Raw genomic sequence first — 13,928 nt, forward strand, 5'->3', positions numbered from 1 at the left:
CGGGGGTGCCGTCTAGCCTGGGGAGCGGCCCCGGCCGCACTCGGCGGTCCGTGCGAGGCCGGACAACCTCAGGAGAAGAAGAAGCGTGACCCTGCGCGGCGTGCTCGACGTCGTCCTCACCGACCCCGGCATGGCCCGCGTGGTCGCCTCCGCCGGGAGCGCCGAGCTCGCCGTCACCGCACCACCGACGGTGCAGCCGCTGGTGGCGGCCGCCCTCGCCGCACCGGCGCCGGGCGCCGGCGTGCCCGTCCTCGTCGTCACCGCGGGGGAGCGCGACGCCGACGCGGCCGCCGACCTGCTGCGCTGCTTCGTCCCGGGCCGCCGGGTGGAGGTCTTCCCGGCCTGGGAGACGCTGCCCCACGAGCGGCTCAGCCCGCGCGCGGACACCGTCGGCCGGCGGCTGGCCGTGCTGCGGGACCTCACGCACCCGGGGGAGAACGGTGCGATCGACGTCCTCGTCGCCCCGGTCCGCAGCGTGCTCCAGCCGCTGGCCCCCGGGCTCGGTGACCTGGTGCCGGTCGAGCTGAAGCCCGGGGACTCGGCCGAGCTGGACGACATCGCCCAGGCGCTCTCCGACGCCGCCTACACGCGCGTGGAGCTGGTCGAGAAGCGCGGCGAGTTCGCCGTCCGCGGTGGCCTCCTCGACGTCTTCCCGCCCACCGAGCCGCATCCGGTGCGCGTGGAGTTCTGGGGCGACGAGGTCGACGAGCTGCGGTACTTCTCCGCCGCCGACCAGCGGTCGCTGGACGAGCGCCCCGAGCGGCTGTGGGCCCCGCCGTGCCGCGAGCTGCTGCTCACCGAGGAGGTGCGCGCCCGTGCCGCCGCGCTGGCGGTCGAGCACCCCGGCCTGATCGAGGTCCTGGGGAAGCTCGCCGAGGGCATCGCCGTGGAGGGCATGGAGTCGCTGACCCCCGCCCTCATCGGCGACGCGGCCATGCAGCTGCTCACCGACCTGGTGCCCGCGGGCACGCACGTCCTGGTCTGCGACCCCGAGCGGGTGCGCAGCCGGGCGGCCGACCTGGTGCGCACCGCGGAGGAGTTCCTCGCCGCCTCGTGGGCGACCGCCGCCGAGGCGGGGGAGGCGCCGCTGGACCTGGGCGCGTCCTCCTTCCGGGACCTCGCCGACGTCCAGGCCGCGGCCCGCGGCCGCGGCCTGCCCTGGTGGACCACCGGCGCCTTCACCCTGCAGGCCGAGGACGACGAGCGGCAGGTGACCCTCGACGCCACACCCGTCGAGCGCTTCCACGGCGACCAGGGCGCCGCCGTCGAGCGCATGCGGGGCTGGCACCGCGACGGGTGGCGGGTCGTCGTCACCTTCGCCGGCCCCGGCCCCGCGCAGCGAGCCGCCGACCAGCTCACCGAGGCCGAGCTCGGCGTCCGGCTGGTGCCCGACCTGGCCACCGCCCCCGACCCCGGGCTGACCCACGTCACCCAGGGCAACCTCGAGGCCGGGTTCGCCTTCCCGGGCGTCGGGCTGGCGCTGGTCACCGAGCACGACCTGACCGGCCAGCGCGGCACGACGATGCGCGACGCGGTGAAGATGCCCGCCCGCCGGCGCAACGCCGTCGACCTGGTGCAGCTGCAGCCGGGCGACCTCGTGGTGCACGAGCAGCACGGCGTCGGCCGCTACATCGAGATGATCAGCCGCACCGTCAACGGCGGCCAGCGCGACTACCTGATCGTCGAGTACGCGCCGTCGCGGCGGAACCAGCCGCCGGACCGGCTGTTCGTGCCCACCGACGCCCTCGACCAGCTGACCCGCTACGTCGGCGGGGAGTCGCCGGCGCTGTCCAAGCTCGGCGGCGCCGACTGGCAGAAGACCAAGAGCCAGGCCCGCAAGGCGGTCAAGCAGATCGCCGGCGAGCTGATCCGGCTGTACTCCGCGCGCATGGCGACCCAGGGCCACGCCTTCGGGCCCGACACGGTCTGGCAGCGCGAGCTGGAGGACGCCTTCCCCTTCCAGGAGACCCCCGACCAGCTGGCCGCGATCGACGAGGTCAAGGCCGACATGCAGCAGACGGTGCCGATGGACCGGATCATCTGCGGCGACGTCGGCTACGGGAAGACCGAGATCGCGATCCGGGCCGCGTTCAAGGCGGTGCAGGACGGCAAGCAGGTCGCCGTCCTGGTGCCGACGACGCTGCTGGCCAACCAGCACTTCAAGACCTTCTCCGAGCGGGTCGCCCAGTTCCCGGTGACGGTGAAGGTGCTCTCCCGGTTCCAGTCCGACCGCGAGACCACCGAGATCCTCCGGCAGCTGGCCGCCGGCGAGATCGACATCCTGGTCGGCACCCACCGGCTGCTGCAGCCGACCACCCGGTGGAAGGACCTCGGGCTGGTCATCGTCGACGAGGAGCAGCGCTTCGGCGTCGAGCACAAGGAGTACCTGAAGACGATGCGGACGGCGGTCGACGTCCTGTCGATGTCGGCCACCCCGATCCCGCGCACCCTGGAGATGAGCCTCACCGGCATCCGCGAGATGTCGACGATCCTCACCCCGCCCGAGGAGCGGCACCCCGTGCTCACCTACGTGGGCGCGTGGAACGACAAGCAGATGGCGGCGGCGATCCGCCGGGAGCTGCTGCGCGACGGCCAGGTCTTCGTGATCCACAACCGGGTGCAGTCGATCGACAAGGCCGCCGCGAAGATCCGCCACCTGGTGCCCGAGGCCCGCATCGCCGTCGGCCACGGGCAGATGAAGGAGCACGAGCTCGAGCGGATCATGGTCGGCTTCTGGGAGAAGGAGTACGACGTCCTGGTCGCGACGACGATCGTCGAGTCCGGCCTGGACATCCCGAACGCCAACACCCTGATCGTCGACCGGGCGGACACGTTCGGGCTCTCCCAGTTGCACCAGATCCGCGGCCGGGTCGGCCGTGGGCGGGAGCGGGCCTACGCCTACTTCACCTACGACCCCACCCGCACGCTCACCGAGACCTCGGTCGACCGGCTGACCACCATCGCGAACAACACCGACCTCGGCGCCGGCATGGCGGTGGCGATGAAGGACCTGGAGATCCGCGGCTCGGGCAACCTGCTCGGCGGCGAGCAGTCCGGGCACATCGCCGGCGTCGGCTTCGACCTGTACGTGCGGCTGGTCGGCGAGGCGGTGGCCGACTACCGGGCGCAGGTGACCGGTGAGGAGGCGCCCGCCGAGCCGGTGGAGGTGCGGGTTGACCTGCCGGTCGACGCACACCTGCCGCACGACTACGTGCCCGGCGAGCGGCTGCGCATGGAGGCCTACCGCAAGGTCGCGTCCATCCAGGACGAGGCGCAGGCGCAGGCGGTGCTCGACGAGCTCACCGACCGGTACGGCGCCCCGCCGGCGCCGGTGCTCAACCTGCTGGCCGTGGCCCGCTTCCGGGTGGCTATGCGGGAACTCGGCATCACCGAGGTCTCGCTGCAGGGCCGCACCATCCGGGTCGGCCCGGTGGACCTGCCGGAGTCCAAGCAGATGCGGCTGGCCCGCCTGGCCGACGGCGCCTCCTACAAGGCGGCCGTGCGGACCATCTCGCTCAAGGTGCCGGTCGGCCCCGACCGCCGCACGCCGCTGCGCGACGTCGCCCTGCTGGAGAACCTGCACGCCACGCTGACCGCCGTCCTCGGGGCCCCGGTCGCGGCGTAGCGGGCGCTGCCACGGCCCTGCTGCAGGGGGCCGCGCCGAGCGTGCGAGGCGTGGGGGCAGCAGGGTCCTTTTCGTGGGAGTCTCCCGGCGTGCTGATCCACCGCGCCGCCCGGTCGTGTGCCGCCGTGTCCCTGGCCGTCCTCGCCCTGACCGGTTGCCGGTCGGCACCGGACGTCGCCGCCTACGTGGGCGAGGAGCGGATCGGCGTCGCCGAGCTCGAGGCGGAGGTCGCCGACCGGCTCGCCGACGCCGGTGTGGCCGCCACCGCGCAGGGGCGTGAGGAGCAGCTCACCCGCCGGGTGCTGGGCCTGCTCGTCGAGGGCGAGGTGCACGACGCCGCGGCCGAGCGCTACGGGGTGCAGGTCACCGACGCCGAGGTGACCCGCCGGATCGAGGAGCTGCTGGGCGACGACGACCCCGAGGCCGTCTACGCGCGGCTCGCCGAGCAGGGCATCGGCCGGGCGGACGTCCGGGAGAGCGTGCGCCAGCAGCTGGTGCGCCAGGAGATCGCCGCCGCCGAAGGGACGGCGGACCCGCTGGACGAGGCTGCCCTGCGGGCCCGGTACCAGGAGGTCCGCGAGGAGCTGGGCCAGATCGAGTTCGGCTACGTCACCGTGCCGGACCAGGCCACCGCCACCGCCGTCATCGCGGAGCTGACCGCCGACCCGGCCCGCTACGCCGCGGTGGCCGCGCGGTTCGCCGGCCCGTACACGCTGCCGGAGCTCGGACGCCGGGCCGCCGACGAGCTGCCGCCCGCGCTGAGCGCGCCGCTGGTCACCGCCGAACCGGGGACGGCGGTCGCGGTCCCGGTGCCCGAGACGGGCGGGGTCGTCGTCGCCTTCCGCGCCGGCACCGTCTACCCGTCCTTCGAGGAGCTGCGGCCGCAACTGGTCGAGGAGGCCGGCGAGCAGGCGGAGGCCTCGGTCCGGCCGCTGCTCGACGAGGTGCGGGCCGACCTCGACATCGCGGTCAACCCCCGCTACGGGACCTACGAGGAGGGTCGGCTGCTGCCCGCCCAGAGCGGGGTGGTCGACCTCCTCGACGATGCGCCGGCGGCTGCTTCGGCAGACTGAGCCGGTGCCCGTCGCGCTCGCCGTCCCCGTCAGCCCCCGCCTGCCCGGCCTGCTGAGCCCCGCCGGGTGGCGGGCGGTCTCCTCGGGGCGCCCGCTGGCTGCCCTGCCCGGGGCAGCCGGCACCGCTGCGGTGCTGCGCGCCGACGGGCTGGCCGTCGCCGAGGTGCCCGACCTCGCCGCCGCCGGCGCCCTGGCCGGCGACGTCGTCCTGCTGGTCCCCGCCGGGGAACCGGTCCCCGGTGCGGAGCTCGTCGCCGCAGCCCCGGAGCCCGCCGGGGTGCGGCTGCTGGACGTCGTCGCGGTCATGGACCGGCTGCGCTCGCCCGGCGGATGCCCGTGGGACGCCGAGCAGACGCACGCGTCGCTGCGCGGGTACCTGCTCGAGGAGGCGCACGAGGCCTACGACGCGATCGTCGACGACGACCCGGCCGCCATGCGCGAGGAGCTCGGCGACGTGCTGCTGCAGGTGGTCTTCCACGCCCGCGTCGCCGCCGAGGCGGGGGAGCAGCGGCGCTTCGACGTCGACGACGTCGCCGGTGACCTGGTCGACAAGCTGGTCCGCCGGCACCCGCACGTGTTCGGCGACGCCGGGCCGCGCGATGTCGCCCAGGTGGAGGCCGGCTGGGAGGAGATCAAGAAGGCCGAGAAGCAGCGCCGCTCGCCCACCGAGGGCGTCTCCCGCTCGCAGCCCGCGGCGTCGTGGGGCGCGGCCCTGGTGCGCCGGGCCGGTCGGGCGGGGCTCCCCACGCCCGAGCCGGCCGAGCTGGCCGACGCGAGCCCGGAGGCGCTCGGCGAGCGGCTGCTGGCCGTCGTCGCCGCCGCCGAGGCGCGCGGGTGGGACGTGGAGGACGCGCTGCGGGAGGCGGTGCGCCGCTACGCCGGCGAGCTCGACGCCGCCGCGACCCGACCCGACCGGGGGACGTCGACCTGACGGGCGGTGCGTCGGCTCGCTAGCGTGGAGGACCACCGACGGCGCGTGATGCGCCGGGCCGGGAAGCGAGCAGCGACGACGCGCCACCGGCCCGGGGACCACCGCCTGCCGCCGACGAGGATCCGGCGGCCGTACCCGACCGGAGAGGAGCCGCTCCGCTGTCCGCCGTGCTCTCCGCCCCTGCCGATGACCCGGTCGGCCCCGACGAGGCCGTCGAGGGCGTGTCCGGCCTGATCCCGTCCGAGACCTGGCAGGTGCTCCTCGTCTGCGCCGGCGCCGCCCTGGCGGCCTGGCTGCTCGGCGTCCTCATCGGCGTCGTGGTCCGGCGGGTGGGCCGTGGCTCGCCCGTGACCGCCGACCTCTCCCGGCGGGGCCGCACCCCGCTGCGCGCGCTGCTGGTGCTGGTGGCGCTGACCGTCGTCCTCGAGGCGGCCGACGACCTGGGGGACTGGGCGGAGGTCGTCGTCCACGTACTGGCCCTGAGCGTGATCGCGACCATCGGCTGGCTGGTCGCCGTGGCGGTCTTCGTCGCCGCCGATGCCTGGCTCGCCCGCTACGACGTCGACGTCGCGGACAACCGGCACGCCCGGCGGGTGCGCACGCAGATCTCGCTGCTGCGCCGGCTGGCCGTCGTCGTCGTCGCCGTGCTCACGGTCGCGGGGATGCTCCTGACCTTCCCCGGCGCCCGCGCCGCCGGCGCCAGCATCCTGGCCAGCGCCGGCGTGATCTCGATCGTCGCCGGCCTGGCCGCCCAGACCTCGCTGGCCAACGTCTTCGCGGGCCTGCAGCTGGCCTTCACCGACGCGATCCGCGTCGACGACGTGGTCGTCGTGGAGGAGGAGTGGGGCCGCATCGAGGAGATCACCCTCACCTACGTGGTCGTGCACGTCTGGGACGACCGGCGGCTGGTGCTGCCCTCGACCTACTTCACGACCACGCCGTTCCAGAACTGGACCCGCAAGGAGTCCGCCGTCCTCGGCGCCGTCGAGCTCGACGTGGACTGGACGACGCCGTTCGACCGGATGCGCGAGGAGCTCGACCGGCTGGTCACCGGCAACGAGAACTGGGACCAGCGGGTCAAGGTCCTGCAGGTGACCGACGCCGTCGGCGCTCTCGTGCGGGTCCGCGTGCTGGTCAGCGCGCAGGACGCGGGGACCCTGTTCGACCTGCGCTGCGCCGTCCGGGAGGGGCTCGTCGGCTGGCTGCAGCGGGAGGCCCCGCACGCCCTGCCGCGCGTCCGGAACGAGGGCGCCGCCGGGTACGAGACCGCCGGGCGGCGCGGACCGCGGCCGGCCCCCGACCCCCGCACCGCACCCCGGCCGGCGCGCCCGTCCGGCCGCGGGCCCGCGACCAGCGAGGGGCTCTTCACCGGGAGCCTGGAGGCCCGCAAGCGCTCCCAGGCCTTCAGCGGGCCGAGCGAGGAGGACCAGGCCGAGCGCGCCCGCCACGACCGGACGGCCGGGGACGAGGGGACCGCGGAGCAGGAGCGGGGCCCGTCGGCGCCCTGATCCGGCGGGGCGCGGCCGGGGGAGGCCTCGCCGACAGTTCCGGCTGGTTAGGCTGCCCCCGTGCCGAGCATCGATGCCGTAGGCGCGCGGGAGATCCTCGACTCGCGCGGAAACCCCACCGTGGAGGTCGAGGTCGCCCTCGACGACGGGACGATCGCCCGGGCCGCCGTGCCCAGCGGAGCCTCCACGGGCGCCTTCGAGGCGGTCGAGCTGCGGGACGGGGGTGAGCGCTACGGCGGCAAGGGAGTGACCAGGGCCGTCGACGGCGTCCTCGACGTCATCGGCCCCGAGCTCGTCGGCTACGAGGCCAGCGAGCAGCGGCTGATCGACCAGCGCCTGCTCGACCTCGACGGCACGCCGGACAAGTCCCGCCTGGGGGCCAACGCCATCCTCGGCGTCAGCCTCGCCGTCGCGCGGGCCGCCGCGGACTCCACCGGCCTCCCGCTGTTCCGCTACGTCGGCGGCCCCTCGGCGCACCTGCTGCCCGTGCCGATGATGAACATCCTCAACGGCGGCGCCCACGCCGACAGCAACGTCGACGTGCAGGAGTTCATGATCGCCCCCGTCGGGGCGGCCACGTTCGCCGAGGCGCTGGCGATGGGCACGGAGACCTACCACGCGCTGAAGGCGGTGCTCAAGGGCCGTGGCCTGGCCACCGGCCTGGGCGACGAGGGCGGCTTCGCGCCCGACCTGCCGAGCAACCGGGACGCCCTGGACCTCATCGCCGAGGCGGTGGAGAAGGCCGGCTACAGCCTCGGCACCGACATCGCCTTCGCGCTCGACGTCGCCGCCACCGAGTTCCACACCGACGGCGGCTACGACTTCGAGGGCCAGTCCCGGTCGGCGGAGTACCTGGTCGACTACTACCGCGGCCTGGTCGACGCCTACCCGATCGTCTCCATCGAGGACCCGCTCGACGAGGAGGACTGGGACGGCTGGATCGCCATGACCGCCGCCCTGGGTGACCGGGTGCAGATCGTCGGCGACGACCTGTTCGTCACCAACCCGGCGCGCCTGGCCGACGGCATCGCGCGCAAGGCCGCCAACGCGCTGCTGGTCAAGGTCAACCAGATCGGCACGCTCACCGAGACCCTGGACGCGGTGAACCTGGCCCACCGCAACGGCTATCGCTGCATGATGAGCCACCGCTCGGGCGAGACGGAGGACACCACGATCGCCGACCTCGCCGTCGCCACCGACTGCGGGCAGATCAAGACCGGTGCGCCGGCCCGCAGCGAGCGGGTGGCCAAGTACAACCAGCTGCTGCGCATCGAGGAGGAGCTCGACGACGCCGCCCGCTACGCCGGCGCCGCCGCCTTCCCGCGGCTGAACGGCTGAGCGGAGGCCGATGAGCAGCGTGCGCGGCCGGCGGGGCGGAGGCGAGACACGGCGCGCGACCGGCCGGGTGCCGCGGGTGCACCACTCGCGGCCGGTCCGTACCGGGCTGCGCTCGGGGGCGTCCAGCCGGCCGGCGCAGCGGCGTCCGAACCGTCGCCCGGAGCGCCGACCGACCGCCTCGGTCGCGCCCCGTCGCCGCCCGCTGTTCACCGGCCGCGCCGTCGTGCTGGTCGGCCTGGTCCTGCTGCTCGCGCTCACCCTCGCCGGGCCGATCCGGCAGTACCTGGCCGGCCAGGCCGAGCTCGCCCGGCTGGCCGCGGAGGGCCGGCAGCTCGACGCGCGGGTCGGCGAGCTGCAGGGCGAGCTGGCGCGGCAGGCCAACCCCGCCTACGCCCAGCGGCAGGCGCGGGAGCGGCTCTCCTACGTCCTCCCCGGCGACCGGCTGGTGCTCGTCGTCGACGGGGACGCCGTCGAGGGTGACGCCGGGACGCTGGCGGCCGCCGCGGACCCGGGGCCGCTGCCCTGGTACGAGGGGCTGATGCGGTCGGTGGCCGAGGCCGACGGCGGCGTGGTCGACCAGCCGGACGACGAGGAGGTGGCGGAGTGATGGAGGACCCCGCTACCCCCCCGGCCTCGCACGCTCGGCCCGGGCCCCTGCAGCGGGGCCGTTCCAGCCCCGTCAGCGAGGAGGACCGCGAGGTCGTCGCCCGGCAGCTCGGCCGCCCGCCCCGTGCGCTGGCGGGTGTCGCGCACCGGTGCCCCTGCGGCCAGCCGGACGTGGTCGAGACCTCGCCGCGGCTGGAGGACGGCACGCCGTTCCCGACGCTCTACTACCTCACCTGCCCGCGGGCCTCGGCCGCCGCGAGCCGGCTGGAGTCGACCGGCCGGATGCGGGAGTGGCAGGCGGAGCTGGCCACCGATCCCGAGCTCGCCGCCGGCTACCGGGCCGCGCACGAGGCCTACCTCGCCGAGCGCGACGCGAAGGACGTGCTGCCCACCCGCGCCACCGCCGGTGGCATGCCCGACCGGGTCAAGTGCCTGCACGCGCTGGCCGGCCACGCGCTGGCCGCCGGCCCCGGCGTCAACCCGATCGGTGACCGCGCGGTCGCCGAGATGGGGGAGTGGTGGGCGAAGGGCCCCTGCGCCCGGCCGGAGGGCGACGCATGACGCGGGTCGCGGCGATCGACTGCGGCACCAACTCCATCCGCCTGCTCGTGGCCGACGTGCCGGCGCAGGGCGGGCACACCGACCTGCTGCGGCGGATGGAGGTGGTGCGCCTCGGCCAGGGCGTGGACGCGACCGGCCGGCTGGCGCCGGAGGCGATCGAGCGCACCCGCGTGGTGCTCGCCGAGTACGCGGCGGCGGCCCGGGACCTGGGCGCCACCGACGTCCGGATGGTCGCCACCAGCGCCACCCGCGACGCGGCGAACCGCGCCGACTTCGAGGACATGGTGCGGGCCACCCTGGGGCGCACACCCGATGTGGTGACCGGCCGGGAGGAGGCCGAGCTCTCCTTCCTCGGCGCCACCGGCTCGCTCGCCGCCGCGGCCGCCGCGCACGGGCTGGCACCCGCACCGGCTCCCTGGCTCGTCGTCGACATCGGCGGCGGCTCCACCGAGTTCGTGCTCGGGGACGCCGACGGCGTGACCGCGGCCCGCTCGGTCGACATCGGCTGCGTGCGGCTGACCGAGCGGCACCTGCACGACGACCCGCCCACCCCGGAGCAGATCGCGCGGACCGAGCGCGACGTCCGCGCCGCGCTGGCCCAGGTCAGCGCCGAGGTGCCGGTCTCCCGCGCGGCGAGCCTGGTCGGGCTGGCCGGCTCCGTCACCACCGTGGCGGCCCTCGCACTGGGCCTGCCCACCTACGACTCCGCGGCGATCCACGGCTCGCGCATCCCGGTGGCCGACGTCCGCCGGGTCGCCGCCGACCTGCTGGGGGCCACCCGGGCGCGCCGCGCCGCCGAGCCGGTGATGCACCCGGGCCGGGTCGATGTGATCGGCGCCGGCGCGCTCATCCTGCGGGTGCTCATGGAGGAGTTCGGCCTGGCCGAGGTGACCGTCAGCGAGCACGACATCCTCGACGGCATCGCCCTGCGCCTCGCCCGCGACCGGCCCCGTCCAGAGGCTCGCCGCGAGCGTGCGAGCGGGGAGTAGGACGGGGTCCTTCTCCTATGCCTGTAGACGCCGGCGGCTTCCCCGTCACCCGCACCCCCGCCGGGGTGGCGCGCAGTGCCCGTGGTGCGCGTGAGCTGCCGGTCCTCGACGCGCGCATCTCCGGCTGCTACGCCTGCCCGCGGCTGGTGGCGTGGCGCGAGGAGGTCGCCCGGGTCAAGCGGGCGTCCTTCCGCGACCAGGACTACTGGGGCCGTCCGGTGCCGGGCCTGGGACCCGCCGATGCGCGGATCGCCGTCGTCGGCCTCGCGCCGGCTGCGCACGGCGGGAACCGCACCGGCCGGGTCTTCACCGGCGACCGCAGCGGTGACTGGATTTTCGCCGCGCTGTGGCGGGCCGGCCTGGCCAACCAACCGACGTCGACGCACGCCGGCGACGGGCTGGAGCTCACCGACGTGCGGGTGGCCGCCGCGGTGCGCTGCGCCCCGCCGGCCAACGCGCCCACCCCTGAGGAGCGGGACACCTGCTCGCCGTGGCTGGCCCGCGAGCTGGAGCTGCTGCCCCGGCTGCGGGTGGTCGTCGTCCTCGGCGGCTTCGGCTGGACTGCGCTGTGGCCGGTGCTCACCGCCGCCGGGTACGCGCTGCCACGCCCGCGGCCGGCGTTCGGGCACGGGGTCGAGGTGGAGCTGACCGGGCCGCGCGGCCCGCTGACCCTGCTGGGCAGCTACCACGTCAGCCAGCAGAACACCTTCACCGGCAGGCTCACCGAGCCGATGCTGGACGCTGTCCTCGCCCGGGCGACCGAGCTGGCCGCCGGCTGACCGGCGGCGGTCCCGCGCGGCCGGGCCCGGTCCGGCTAGCGTGCGCACCGCGCCCCCGTAGCCCAATCGGCAGAGGCAGGCCCCTTAAAAGGGTCCCAGTGTCGGTTCGAACCCGACCGGGGGCACGATCGGTGCGGGGCCTACGAGGTCCGGGCCGCGATCGCCCGGCCCATGCGGGCCAGCGCCTCGCTCAGCACGGCGGGCGAGGTGGCGATGTTGATGCGCACGTGCCCGGCGCCCCCGGTGCCGAAGACGTGGCCGGAGCTCAGGGCCACCCGTGCGTGGTCCAGGAAGAACCGGGCCGGCCCGTCGAGGTCGCTCACCACGGCGCGGCCGCCGCTGGGGGCCTCGGGCGGGAGGTCCAGCGGACGGCAGTCCAGCCAGGCCAGGTAGGTGCCCTCCGGTGCGCGCAGCGTCGTCGTCGGCAGGTGCTCGGCCACCAGCTGCTGCAGCAGCCGCCGGTTCTCGTCGAGGGCCGCGAGCACCGCATCCAGCCAGCCGCCGGCCTCGCGGAAGGCCACGGTGTGCGCGATGACGCCGAGGTGGCTGGCCCCGTGGCCGACCTCCTCGGGGAGACGGGCCAGGTCCGCGGCCGCCTCCGGCCCGGCGACGACCACGGCCGCCTTGAGACCTGCGAGGTTCCACGCTTTCGACGCCGACACCAGCGCGAAGCCGTCGTCGGCGACGCTGAGGTAGGGCACGAAGCGGGCGCCGGGGAGGACCAGCGGTGCGTGGATCTCGTCGGAGACGACGCGCACGCCGTGCCGCCTCGCGAGTGCGGCGACGGACTCGAGCTCGGCGCGGGTGTGCACGGCGCCGGTGGGGTTGTGCGGGTTGCACAGCAGGAACGCCGGGTGGGCGCTGCGGGCGCCGGCTGCGGCGAAGGCGGCGTCCAGCGTCTCCGGGTCCAGGCGACCGCGTGCGTCCAACGGCGCTTCCACGACGGAGCGCCCGGCGTGCTCGACGAACGCGTAGAAGGGCGCGTACACCGGCGGGGTCACCACCACGACGTCGCCGGGACCGGTGACGAGGCGGAGCACCTCCACGATGCCCGTCATCACGTCCGGCACGACCGCCGTGCGGGCCGGATCGATGCCGGTCCAGCCCCACCGGTCGGCCGCGAAGGCGGCCACCGCCTCCGGGTACTCGTGTCCCGCGGGGTAGCCGGTGTCGCCCGCGTCGACCGCGCGGTGCAGCGCCTCCCGGACGGGGGGTGCGAGGGCGACGTCCATCTCGGCGACCCACAGCGGCAGCACATCCGCCGGGTGGGTGCGCCACTTGACGCTCGTCCGCCGGCGTAGGTCGTCCAGGGGAACCTGCAGGAACGGGTTGGCCGGCCGCGCCCCGGCCTCCGGGCCCGGGGCGGCCGGCGAAGGACCGGAAGGCAGGGCGGTCATGGATGTGCTCCGATCGGGTGCGGTCGCCAGGGCGGGTGGGTGGCGAGGACAGCATCGGGCACCCCGCGCCGAGCCCGCCCGGTGAGCGCCGCGCCGCTGGTGGCGTGCCGGACGAGGGAGGGGCTGCGGCCGGTTTCCGACCCGCACCCGCGAGGGTGATCCGGATCTGCGGCAGCTGTGGAACGCTGTGGGCGTGTCGGGCGTTGACCTGACCGAGTGGAGTGCGTGATCAGTCTCCACGACCGACGAGTCACCTCGAGGAGATGACGATGGCCAGTAGGAACCCGGCGTTCAGCCGTGGGTTCGGCAACGCGGGCCCCGGCCAGCAGTACGCCGGTTGGGGCAACCAGCCCCAGTACGGCGCCCCCCAGTACGGGGCCCCGCAGTACGGCGCCCCGGCGCCGCAGCAGGACCAGTACGCCGCGCCGTCCCCGTACGGGACGACCGAGGACACCCGCTACATGACGATGGACGACGTCGTCACCAAGACGGGTCTCTCGTTCCTGGTGACCGTCGCCGCCGCGGCGCTCACCTGGGCGATGCCCGGCACCGCCGCCATGGGGCTCGCCCTCCCTGCGGTGCTCGTCGCCCTGGTGCTCGGCCTGGTGATCGCCTTCAAGCAGATCGCCAGCCCGGTCGCGACGCTCTCCTACGGCGCGCTGTACGGCGTCGCGCTGGGTGCGATCAGCGAGGTGTTCAGCCTCCAGTTCGGCTCGGGCATCGTCATGCAGGCGCTGATCGGCACCTTCGGCGTCTTCGCCGGCATGCTGGTCATCTACAAGACCGGCGCCATCCGGGTCACCCCCAAGCTGACCCGCTGGATCGTCGGTGCGCTCATCGGCGTGCTGGTGCTCGTCGTGGTCAACCTGGTCGCCAGCTTCTTCGTCCCCGGTGGGCTGGGGCTGCGTGACGGCGGCCCGCTGGCCATCGTCTTCAGCCTCGTCGTGATCGGCGTCGCGGCGTTCACGCTGCTGCTCGACTTCGACATGGCCGACGAGGCGATCCGCCGCGGCGCCCCGGCCAAGTTCGCCTGGTACATCGCCTTCGGCCTGCTCGTCACGGTCATCTGGCTGTACCTGGAGATCCTGCGGCTGCTGTCCTACTTCCAGGACGAGTGAGCC

Annotated in this window: 11 protein-coding genes and 1 tRNA gene; 11 read left to right on the plus strand and 1 reads right to left on the minus strand. The window is 75.2% G+C overall.

The window, feature by feature from the left end; genetic code table 11:
- Nucleotides 1–85: 85 nt before the first annotated feature.
- The 10 genes from mfd (at nt 86) to ACI799_RS09190 (ending at nt 11,535) form a co-directional block, all read left to right on the plus strand.
- Nucleotides 86–3,625, plus strand: a complete 3,540-nt coding sequence (mfd, locus tag ACI799_RS09145; RefSeq protein ID WP_456612929.1) for a transcription-repair coupling factor — start codon at nt 86–88, stop codon at nt 3,623–3,625.
- A gap of 89 nt (nt 3,626–3,714) precedes the next feature.
- Nucleotides 3,715–4,698 carry a SurA N-terminal domain-containing protein gene (locus ACI799_RS09150; protein ID WP_456600165.1) on the plus strand — a complete coding sequence of 328 codons (984 nt, stop codon included), beginning with the start codon at nt 3,715–3,717 and terminating at the stop codon, nt 4,696–4,698.
- Nucleotides 4,699–4,702: 4 nt separating this feature from the next.
- Entirely contained in the window at nt 4,703–5,629 is a 927-nt protein-coding gene (locus tag ACI799_RS09155; RefSeq protein WP_456590533.1) for a MazG family protein, read from the plus strand.
- 167 nt (nt 5,630–5,796) lie between these two features.
- On the plus strand, nt 5,797–7,137 hold the full coding sequence (locus ACI799_RS09160) for a mechanosensitive ion channel family protein (protein ID WP_456590534.1): 1,341 nt from the start codon (nt 5,797–5,799) through the stop codon (nt 7,135–7,137).
- A 60-nt stretch (nt 7,138–7,197) separates the two neighbouring features.
- On the plus strand, nt 7,198–8,475 hold the full coding sequence (gene eno, locus ACI799_RS09165) for a phosphopyruvate hydratase (protein ID WP_456590535.1): 1,278 nt from the start codon (nt 7,198–7,200) through the stop codon (nt 8,473–8,475).
- 10 nt (nt 8,476–8,485) lie between these two features.
- A complete protein-coding gene (locus tag ACI799_RS09170) occupies nt 8,486–9,082 on the plus strand; it encodes a septum formation initiator family protein (protein ID WP_456600164.1) in 597 nt (198 codons plus the stop codon).
- Nucleotides 9,082–9,642, plus strand: a complete 561-nt coding sequence (locus ACI799_RS09175; protein WP_456590537.1) for a DUF501 domain-containing protein — start codon at nt 9,082–9,084, stop codon at nt 9,640–9,642. Before ACI799_RS09170 ends, ACI799_RS09175 begins: the two co-directional genes overlap by 1 nt.
- Nucleotides 9,639–10,631 (plus strand): Ppx/GppA phosphatase family protein, encoded by a 993-nt coding sequence (locus ACI799_RS09180; RefSeq protein WP_456612930.1) that lies wholly within the window; start codon nt 9,639–9,641, stop codon nt 10,629–10,631. Before ACI799_RS09175 ends, ACI799_RS09180 begins: the two co-directional genes overlap by 4 nt.
- A gap of 17 nt (nt 10,632–10,648) precedes the next feature.
- Nucleotides 10,649–11,410, plus strand: coding sequence for a uracil-DNA glycosylase (locus ACI799_RS09185; protein WP_456612931.1), 762 nt, complete (start codon nt 10,649–10,651; stop codon nt 11,408–11,410).
- A 51-nt stretch (nt 11,411–11,461) separates the two neighbouring features.
- A tRNA-Leu gene (locus ACI799_RS09190) sits at nt 11,462–11,535 on the plus strand.
- A 15-nt stretch (nt 11,536–11,550) separates the two neighbouring features.
- Here ACI799_RS09190 and ACI799_RS09195 read toward each other — a convergent pair.
- Nucleotides 11,551–12,807, minus strand: a complete 1,257-nt coding sequence (locus tag ACI799_RS09195; protein ID WP_456612932.1) for a MalY/PatB family protein — start codon at nt 12,805–12,807, stop codon at nt 11,551–11,553.
- 269 nt (nt 12,808–13,076) lie between these two features.
- On the opposite strand from ACI799_RS09195, the gene ACI799_RS09200 reads away from it, so the two are divergent.
- Nucleotides 13,077–13,925: a Bax inhibitor-1/YccA family membrane protein gene (locus tag ACI799_RS09200; RefSeq protein WP_456598061.1), complete on the plus strand. Its 849-nt coding sequence runs from the start codon at nt 13,077–13,079 to the stop codon at nt 13,923–13,925.
- Nucleotides 13,926–13,928 lie beyond the last annotated feature (3 nt).

The sequence above is a fragment of the Blastococcus sp. SYSU DS0753 genome (assembly GCF_054051175.1).